9 protein-coding genes are annotated in these 8,345 nt (G+C 63.3%); 8 read left to right on the forward strand and 1 reads right to left on the reverse strand.

The annotated features are described in order from the left end of the window. Positions 1-249: sugar-binding domain-containing protein (locus EN879_RS15205; RefSeq protein ID WP_281034591.1), on the forward strand; the 249-nt coding region annotated here is incomplete at its 5' end. A gap of 37 nt (positions 250-286) precedes the next feature. Here the strand turns inward: EN879_RS15205 and EN879_RS15210 are convergent. Next, complete coding sequence (locus tag EN879_RS15210; protein ID WP_063170431.1) at positions 287-472, reverse strand: hypothetical protein; 186 nt, start codon at positions 470-472, stop codon at positions 287-289. A gap of 110 nt (positions 473-582) precedes the next feature. On the opposite strand from EN879_RS15210, the gene gcvA reads away from it, so the two are divergent. The 7 genes from gcvA (at position 583) to EN879_RS15245 (ending at position 8,301) form a co-directional block, all read left to right on the forward strand. Next, positions 583-1,488 carry a transcriptional regulator GcvA gene (gene gcvA, locus EN879_RS15215; RefSeq protein WP_013528412.1) on the forward strand — a complete coding sequence of 302 codons (906 nt, stop codon included), beginning with the start codon at positions 583-585 and terminating at the stop codon, positions 1,486-1,488. 224 nt (positions 1,489-1,712) lie between these two features. Further along, complete coding sequence (locus EN879_RS15220) at positions 1,713-3,023, forward strand: sugar ABC transporter substrate-binding protein (RefSeq protein ID WP_013528413.1); 1,311 nt, start codon at positions 1,713-1,715, stop codon at positions 3,021-3,023. 123 nt (positions 3,024-3,146) lie between these two features. Beyond that, positions 3,147-4,019: a sugar ABC transporter permease gene (locus tag EN879_RS15225; protein WP_063169753.1), complete on the forward strand. Its 873-nt coding sequence runs from the start codon at positions 3,147-3,149 to the stop codon at positions 4,017-4,019. Between the two features lie 11 nt (positions 4,020-4,030). Beyond that, positions 4,031-4,855, forward strand: coding sequence for a carbohydrate ABC transporter permease (locus EN879_RS15230; protein ID WP_063169752.1), 825 nt, complete (start codon positions 4,031-4,033; stop codon positions 4,853-4,855). Positions 4,856-4,904: 49 nt separating this feature from the next. After that, positions 4,905-5,903: an ABC transporter ATP-binding protein gene (locus EN879_RS15235; RefSeq protein ID WP_063169751.1), complete on the forward strand. Its 999-nt coding sequence runs from the start codon at positions 4,905-4,907 to the stop codon at positions 5,901-5,903. 2 nt (positions 5,904-5,905) lie between these two features. After that, a complete protein-coding gene (locus EN879_RS15240) occupies positions 5,906-6,676 on the forward strand; it encodes an L-iditol 2-dehydrogenase (protein WP_063169750.1) in 771 nt (256 codons plus the stop codon). Positions 6,677-6,822: 146 nt separating this feature from the next. Continuing rightward, positions 6,823-8,301 carry a mannitol dehydrogenase family protein gene (locus tag EN879_RS15245; RefSeq protein ID WP_063169749.1) on the forward strand — a complete coding sequence of 493 codons (1,479 nt, stop codon included), beginning with the start codon at positions 6,823-6,825 and terminating at the stop codon, positions 8,299-8,301. Positions 8,302-8,345 lie beyond the last annotated feature (44 nt).

The following is an 8,345-nucleotide window of genomic DNA, read 5'->3' on the forward strand; positions in this document are numbered from 1 at the left end:
CTGCAGAAGGCCGGGGGCATCGCCGAGATCGTCGGCTGGGTGTTCGATAGGGAAGGCCGCATGATCGAGGGCATCACCAACGACCGGGTGTCGTCGGCGTCGCTGCCGTCACGCGAGAAATCGCTGGTCATCGCACTGGCGATGGGAGAACGAAAGCTGCCGGGCATTCTGGCGGCCGCGAACCGGCGGCTGATCAACGGCCTCATCACCGATGAACGGACCGCCGCCGCGCTGCTCGCCAGCATCTGACCGGAAGCACAACTGATTTGCGATAAAACCAACCGCGCTAGCTGTGCCGCCCGAAATGGTCGTTGCCATCGAGAAAACCGAGATCGCGCTGCAGATGCGGCGACAGGTCCCTGATGTCGAGATGTGCCCGTTTTTTGGCTGCGAACCAGCCGAATCCATCCGTCAGCCACGAAAACCAGCGATGATCGGGTGCGGAAGTGCATTTTTGCTGCGCCATGGTCATGATCGTCAACCTTCGCTATCCTGAACCCGAATGACGGGTTGACTGGAAATGTCGGTCTTGACGGCGGCCTTTGCCAATCGAACGTCGATAAGGACCCATAAGGAGGCTTTATGCCGGACCTCAGCTCTCGGCAGGTTTCACAGCTTCCGCCGCTGCAGGCGATCCGGGTGTTCGAAGCGGTGGCGCGGCATCTTTCCTTCACCAAGGCGGCCGAGGAACTTGCCATGACGCAAGCGGCGGTCAGCTATCAGATCAAGGTGCTGGAGGAACGGGTCGGCGCGCCGCTGTTCCTGCGCCGGCCGCGCCAGATCGCACTCACCGAGGCTGGACAGCGCCTTGCGCCAGCGGTCAGCGAGGCCTTCGCCATTCTCGGCCAGGCCTATGCGGCGGCGCGTGGCGGCGCCGACGGATTGCTGTGCGTCACGACGGTGCTGACCTTTGCCTCGAACTGGCTGGCGCACCATCTGGGCTCATTCCAGATCGCTCATCCCTCCCTTGCCGTGCGGCTCGAAACATCGAGCCGGCTGACGGATTTCGCCCGCGAGGATGTCGACCTCGCCATCCGGTCGGGCGGCGGCAAATGGCCGGGGCTGGAAGCCTACAAGCTGCTCGATGCCGATTTCACGCCGATGCTGAGCCCGAAGCTCGCGGCAAGCATCGGCGGCGTCAGGGAACCGGCGGACCTGTTGCGGCTGCCGATCCTCGATCCCGGCGACATCTGGTGGACGCAATGGTTCGAGGCTGCCGGCGTGCACTCGCACGATCTCGCCAAACGGCCCGGCAGCAGCATGGGCGCGCAGGCCTATGAGGCCAACGCGGCGATCGCCGGTCATGGCGTCGCGATCCTGACCAGGGCGCTGTTCAAGGCGGAACTTGCCGGTGGGCGCCTGATCCAGCCTTTCGATCTGGTTGGCGACGACGGCCATGCCTTTTGGCTGGTCTACCCCGAAGCGCGCCGCAACGTGCCGAAGATCCGTGCCTTCCGCGACTGGCTGCTGGCCGAGATCGCCTGCTGACCGGCAAGCTTGCGGGCTGCACCTGGTCTCGCAGATCCATCCGCTGTTGCCGCACTGTATCCGGCCGGGACGCTCTTCGTCCTGGCAATTTCCGCTCGTCCCGGCCTGCGGTGTCGCCCGGGTGCTGCGCTGCAGCATCGAATCCGACTTGACATAATTCACGCCAAGTGAGTAATTGCCCAAAGCCAAGGCAAATGCTCATCTTGGTTCAAGGGAGGAATTTGATGAAACTTCGCACGCTCACCCTGGGCTTGTTGTCGGCCAGCACGCTTGCGTTCGCCGCACACGCCGAATCCATCACCATCGCCACCGTCAACAATGGCGATATGGTCCGCATGCAAAAGCTGACCGAGGACTTCACCAAGGCGAACCCCGACATCCAGCTCAACTGGGTTACGCTCGAAGAGAATGTGCTGCGCGAGCGCGTCACCACCGACATCGCCACCAAGGGCGGCCAGTACGACGTGATGACCATCGGCACCTATGAGGTTCCGATCTGGGCCAAGCAGAGCTGGCTTTTGCCGCTCGACAAGCTCGGCGACGACTACGACGCCAAGGACATCATCCCGGCCATTGCTGGCGGCCTTTCGGTCGACGGCAAGCTTTATGCCGCGCCCTTCTACGGCGAAAGCTCCTTCGTCATGTACCGCAAGGACCTGATGGACAAGGCCGGGCTGAAGATGCCCGACGCGCCGACCTGGGACTTCATCAAGCAGGCCGCCGACAAGATGACCGACCGCGCCAATGGCGTGAACGGCGTGTGCCTGCGCGGCAAGGCCGGCTGGGGCGAGAACATGGCTTTCCTGACCGCCATGTCGAACTCCTTCGGCGCCCGCTGGTTCGACGAGAACTGGAAGCCGCAGTTCGATCAGCCGGAATGGAAGAACACGTTGCAGTTCTATGTCGACCTGATGAAGGCCGACGGCCCCGAGGGGGCTTCCTCCAACGGCTTCAACGAAAACCTGGCGCTGTTCCAGCAGGGCAAATGCGGCATGTGGATCGACGCCACGGTCGCCGCGTCCTTCGTTTCGGACCCGAAGAACTCGACCGTCGCCGATAAGGTCGGCTATGCGCTGGCGCCCGACAATGGCCTGGGCAAGCGCGGCAACTGGCTGTGGGCCTGGTCGCTGGCCATCCCCGCCGGCACGCAGAAAGCGGATGCCGCCGAGAAGTTCGTCTCCTGGGCGACCAGCAAGCACTATGCGGAGCTCGTCGCTTCGAAGGAAGGCTGGGCCAACGTTCCTCCGGGCACGCGCTCCTCGCTCTACGCCAATGCCGAGTACCAGAAGGCCGCTCCGTTCGCCAAGATGACGCTGGACTCCATCAACGCCGCCGATCCGACGCATCCGACGGTCAAGCCGGTGCCCTATGTCGGCGTCCAGTTCGTCGCCATCCCTGAGTTCCAGGGCCTTGGCACCACGGTCGGCCAGCTCTTCTCGGCGGCGCTTGCCGGCCAGTCGAGCGTCGACGACGCGCTGAAGCAGGCCCAGGACGCTGCCACCGCGGCAATGACCGAGGGCGGATACATCAAGTAAGGCTCCTCCCGGTGCCGACTGCCGGTCGCCTCCTTGACCGGCAACGGCCGCCCGAGTTCCCAGTTCGGGCGGCCGCCTTTAACGCCTTTGAAAATTCCGTCTGACCAGTGAAGGGTGACCGTCATGGCTACTCAGCAGACCCGTTCGCTTGCCCGTTTCATGATGGCGCCATCCGTGGTGCTGCTGTTCGTCTGGATGATCGTGCCGCTGGTCATCACCATCTGGTTCTCCTTCCAGCAGTACAACCCGCTCAATCCGATCCGCGACGGCTTCGTCGGCTTCTCGAATTACGCGCTGTTCTATTCCAACCCGGCCTTCCTGCAGTCGATCCTCAACACGCTCACCTTGGTGGTCAGCGTGCTCCTGATCACGGTGATCGGCGGTATCCTTCTGGCGCTGCTGATCGACCAGCCGATGTGGGGCCAGGGCATCGTGCGCATCCTCGTCATCTCGCCGTTCTTCGTCATGCCGCCGGTGGCCGCATTGGTCTGGAAGAACATGATCATGCACCCGCCATACGGGGTGTTCGCCGACATAGCCCGCTTCTTCGGGGCCCAGCCGATCGACTGGTTCGGGCAACATCCGATGCTGGCGATCATCATCATCGTCGCCTGGCAGTGGCTGCCCTTCGCGACGCTCATTCTTCTGACCGCGCTGCAGTCGCTCGACGGCGAGCAGAAGGAAGCCGCCGAGATGGACGGCGCCGGGTTCATCAGCCGCTTCATCTATCTGACGCTGCCGCACATGTCGCGCGCCATCACGGTCGTCATCCTGATCCAGACGATCTTCCTTCTCTCGGTCTATGCCGAGATCCTCGTCACCACCAATGGCGGCCCGGGATACGCCTCCACCAACCTGCCCTTCCTCGTCTACCAGAAGGCGTTGCTGGAGTTCAAAATCGGCCAGGCATCCGCCGGCGGTGTGATCGCCGTCATTCTCGCCAATATCGTTGCCTTCTTCGCCATGCGCGCCGTCGGCAAGAACCTGGACAAGTAAGGGAGGCTACGATGGCACGCTCAGTCACCACCCGGCACAAGACGATCGCGACGGTTGCCGCCTGGATCGTCGCCCTGCTGATCTTCTTCCCGATCCTCTACACGATCATCACCTCGTTCAAGTCGGAGCAGGAAGCCATCCAGGGCTTCAGCATCATCCCGTCGGGAACGTTCGAGAGCTATACCGAGGTCCAGGCACAGAGCGGCTACTTCAAGTTCTTCTTCAACTCGGTGCTGCTCTCGGTCGGCTCGACCATCCTGGCCCTGCTGGTCGCCATACCGGCGGCATGGTCGATGGCCTTCTCGCCGACCAAGCGGACCAAGGACATCTTGATGTGGATGCTGTCCACCAAGATGATGCCGGCGGTCGCGGTGCTGTTCCCGATCTACCTGATCTTCCGCGACACAGGCCTGCTCGGCAGCCGCATCGGCCTCATGATCATGCTGATGCTGATCAACCTGCCGATCGTGGTGTGGATGCTCTACACCTATTTCCGCGAAATCCCTGGCGAGATCCTGGAAGCGGCGCGCATGGACGGCGCATCGCTGTGGAACGAGATCGTCTATGTGCTGACGCCGATGGCGGTGCCGGGCATCGCCTCGACAATGCTGCTCAACATCATCCTGGCCTGGAACGAGGCGTTCTGGACGATCCGGCTGACGACGACGGAAGCCGCACCCCTGACCGCCTTCATCAGCTCGTTCTCAAGCCCGCAAGGCCTGTTCTGGGCGAAGCTTTCGGCCGCCTCGACGCTGGCCATCGCGCCGATCCTGATCATGGGCTGGTTCAGCCAGAAGCAGCTGGTGCGCGGCCTGACATTTGGTGCGGTGAAATAACGGAATTGCCCGAAGCAATCGGCAGAAATAACCCCTCGGGGAGGAAACCATGGGAAACATCACGCTCAAGAACGTCTCGAAATCCTTCGGAGCGACGTCCATCATCCCCGGTCTCGACCTGGTGATCGAGAATGGCGAGTTCGTCGTCTTTGTCGGCCCGTCGGGTTGCGGCAAGTCAACGCTGCTGCGCCTGATCGCCGGGCTCGAGGACACCAGCGGCGGCTCCATCAACATCGACGGCCGCGACGTCACCGGCGAGGCACCGGCCAAGCGCAAGCTCGCCATGGTGTTCCAGTCTTACGCGCTCTATCCGCACATGACGGTGGCCAAGAACATCGGCTTCCCGCTGAAGATGGCCGGTGAGGACAAGGCGACCATCGACAAGAAGGTGGGAGACGCGGCGCGCGTGCTCAACCTGACCAACTATCTCGAACGCCGGCCCGGCCAGCTTTCAGGCGGCCAGCGCCAGCGCGTCGCGATCGGCCGCGCCATCGTGCGTCAGCCGACCGCCTTCCTGTTCGACGAACCGCTGTCCAATCTCGATGCGGCACTGCGCGGCACCATGCGGCTGGAGATCAGCGAGCTGCACCATCAGCTCAAAACCACCATGATCTACGTTACCCACGATCAGGTTGAAGCGATGACCATGGCCGACAAGATCGTCGTGCTGAACGCCGGCAACATCGAGCAGGTCGGCTCGCCGATGGAGCTCTACAAGACGCCGAAGAACCTGTTCGTCGCCAGCTTTATCGGCTCGCCGAAGATGAACCTGATCGAGGGCGCGCCGGCTGCCAAAAACGGCGCCAAGACCATCGGCATCCGTCCCGAACACCTGGAGATCTCGACCAGGGCGGGCGAATGGAAGGCAGTCGTCGGCGTCGCCGAGCATCTCGGCTCCGACACCTTCCTGCACGTCCAGGCCGACGGCGTCGGTCCGCTGACCGTGCGCGCCGACGGCGAACTCGGCGTCCATCACGGCGACACCATTTACCTGACACCAGACAAGGCCAAGCTGCATCGCTTTGGCGCCGACGGAAAGGCAATCTGAACATGCGACTGGCCGGCAAATCCGCGCTGATCACGGGTTCGGCCCGCGGCATCGGCAGAGCCTTCGCCGAAGCCTATGCCGGCGAAGGCGCAACCGTCGCCATCGGCGACATCAATCTCGAGGCGGCGCAGAAGACCGCCGCCGAGATTGGCGGCAAGGCCTATGCGGTCAAGCTCGACGTCACCGACCTCGCCTCGATCGAGGCGGCGGTGAAAGCCGTCGAGACGAAGACCGGTGGCCTCGATATCCTGATCAACAACGCCGCCCTGTTCGACCTGGCGCCGATCGTCGAAATCACCAGGGCAAGCTACGACAAGTTGTTTTCCGTCAATGTCGCCGGCACGCTGTTCATGCTGCAGGCAGCCGCCCGCTCGATGATCGCGCGAGGCAAGGGCGGCAGGATCATCAACATGGCGAGCCAGGCCGGACGGCGCGGCGAGGCGCTGGTCGGCGTCTATTGCGCCACCAAGGCCGCCGTCATCTCGCTGACCCAGTCGGCGGGGCTCGACCTGATCAAGCACCGCATCAACGTCAACGCGATTGCCCCTGGCGTCGTCGACGGCGAGCACTGGGATCACGTCGATTCGCTGTTCGCCAAATATGAGAACCGGCCGAGGGGCGAGAAGAAGAAACTGGTCGGCGAGGCGGTGCCGTATGGCCGCATGGGCACGGCACAGGACCTCACCGGCATGGCTGTGTTTCTCGCCAGCAGCGACGCCGAATACATCGTCGCCCAGACCTACAATGTCGATGGCGGCCAGTGGATGAGTTGAGGGCGGGGGACGGCCTCTGCTCCTCGTCCCTCCGCGGGGAGCAGAGGCCGACTTCAGCGGGCGCGTAGCAAGTGCCACCCCTTATCCGCTCCCCGACGGGGAGAGGAGCGTAACGAAGGCCGAAACCCGGCCAAAGGGTAAAACAGATGACCGTGAAACTCTCGTCCTCTAACCTCTCCAAGCTGCCCGCCAACGTCGCAGGTCCGAAGTATGACCGCGCGACGCTGAAGGCCGGCATCGTGCATTTCGGCGTCGGCAATTTCCACCGCTCGCATCAGGCCGTCTATCTCGACGATCTGTTCAATGCGGGCATCGGCCATGACTGGGCGCTGATCGGTGCCGGCGTGTTCGACGGCGAAAAGATCGGTCGCGGCAAACTGGAAGAGCAGGACTGGCTCACCACGGTGGTCGAGCAGGATAGCGGCCATATGAGCGCACGCGTCACCGGCGCGATGATCGACTTCCTGATGCCCGGCGATGCGGCCGGTGTGATCGAACGGCTTGCCGACCCGGCGATCAAGATCGTTTCGCTGACCATCACCGAAGGTGGCTATTTCATCGACCCGGCCTCCGTCGTGTTCAACCCGACCCATCCCGACATCGTCGCCGACGCGCAGGCCGGCGCCACGCCGAAGACGGTGTTCGGCATCATCCTTGCCGGGCTGATGCGCCGCCGCGATGAAGGCACCGTGCCGTTCACCGTGATGTCGTGCGACAACATTCCCCACAATGGCCATGTCACCTCGGATGGCGTCATCGGCCTGGCCCGTTTGATCGACGAGGATCTGGCGAACTGGGTCAGCGAGCATGTCGCCTTTCCGAACGGCATGGTCGATCGCATCACGCCGGCCACCACCGACCGCGAGCGCGGCATCCTGGCCAAGGATTTCGGCCTCGAGGACAACTGGCCGGTGTTCTGCGAGCCGTTCCGGCAGTGGGTGCTGGAGGACCATTTCACCGATGGCCGGCCGCCGCTGGAAAAGGTCGGCGTGCAGTTCGTCAAAGACGTTGCGCCTTATGAACTGATGAAAATCCGCATCCTCAATGGCGGCCATGCAGCGATCGCCTATCCGGCCGGCCTGATGGACATCCATTTCGTGCATGAGGCGATGCAGGAGCCGCTGGTGAGCGGTTTTCTGGCCAAGCTCGAACGGGACGAAATCATCCCGACGGTGCCGCCGGTGCCGGACACGGTTCTGGAAGACTATTACCAGCTCATCGAGAGCCGCTTCTCCAACCCGAAGATCGGCGACACGGTGCGCCGGCTCTGCCTCGACGGCTCCAACCGCCAGCCGAAGTTCATCATCCCGACCATCGCCGACCGGCTGAAGGCTGGGAAAAGCGTCGCCGGCCTGGCCCTGGAATCGGCATTGTGGTGCCGCTACTGCTTCGGCACGACGGACAGCGGCGCCGTCATCGAGCCCAACGACCCGAGTTGGGACCGGCTGCAGGCGACGGCAAAGGCAGCAAAGGACGCTCCCGCCGCCTGGCTCGCCATGGAGGACATCTATGGCGATGTCGGCCGCGCAACGGCGTTTGTCGAGGCCTTTGCCCATGCGCTCAACGTGCTGTGGGCGAATGGCGCGCGCGCCACGCTGACGCGCTACCTCGCCGGCAAGCTCTGAGAGCCATTCTCGGCCATGACGCCTGAACTGGTCATTTTCGACTG

Origin of the sequence: Mesorhizobium sp. M7A.F.Ca.AU.002.02.1.1 (genome assembly GCF_003998535.1) — a bacterium.
GTDB classification, from domain to species: Bacteria; Pseudomonadota; Alphaproteobacteria; order Rhizobiales; family Rhizobiaceae; genus Mesorhizobium; species Mesorhizobium ciceri.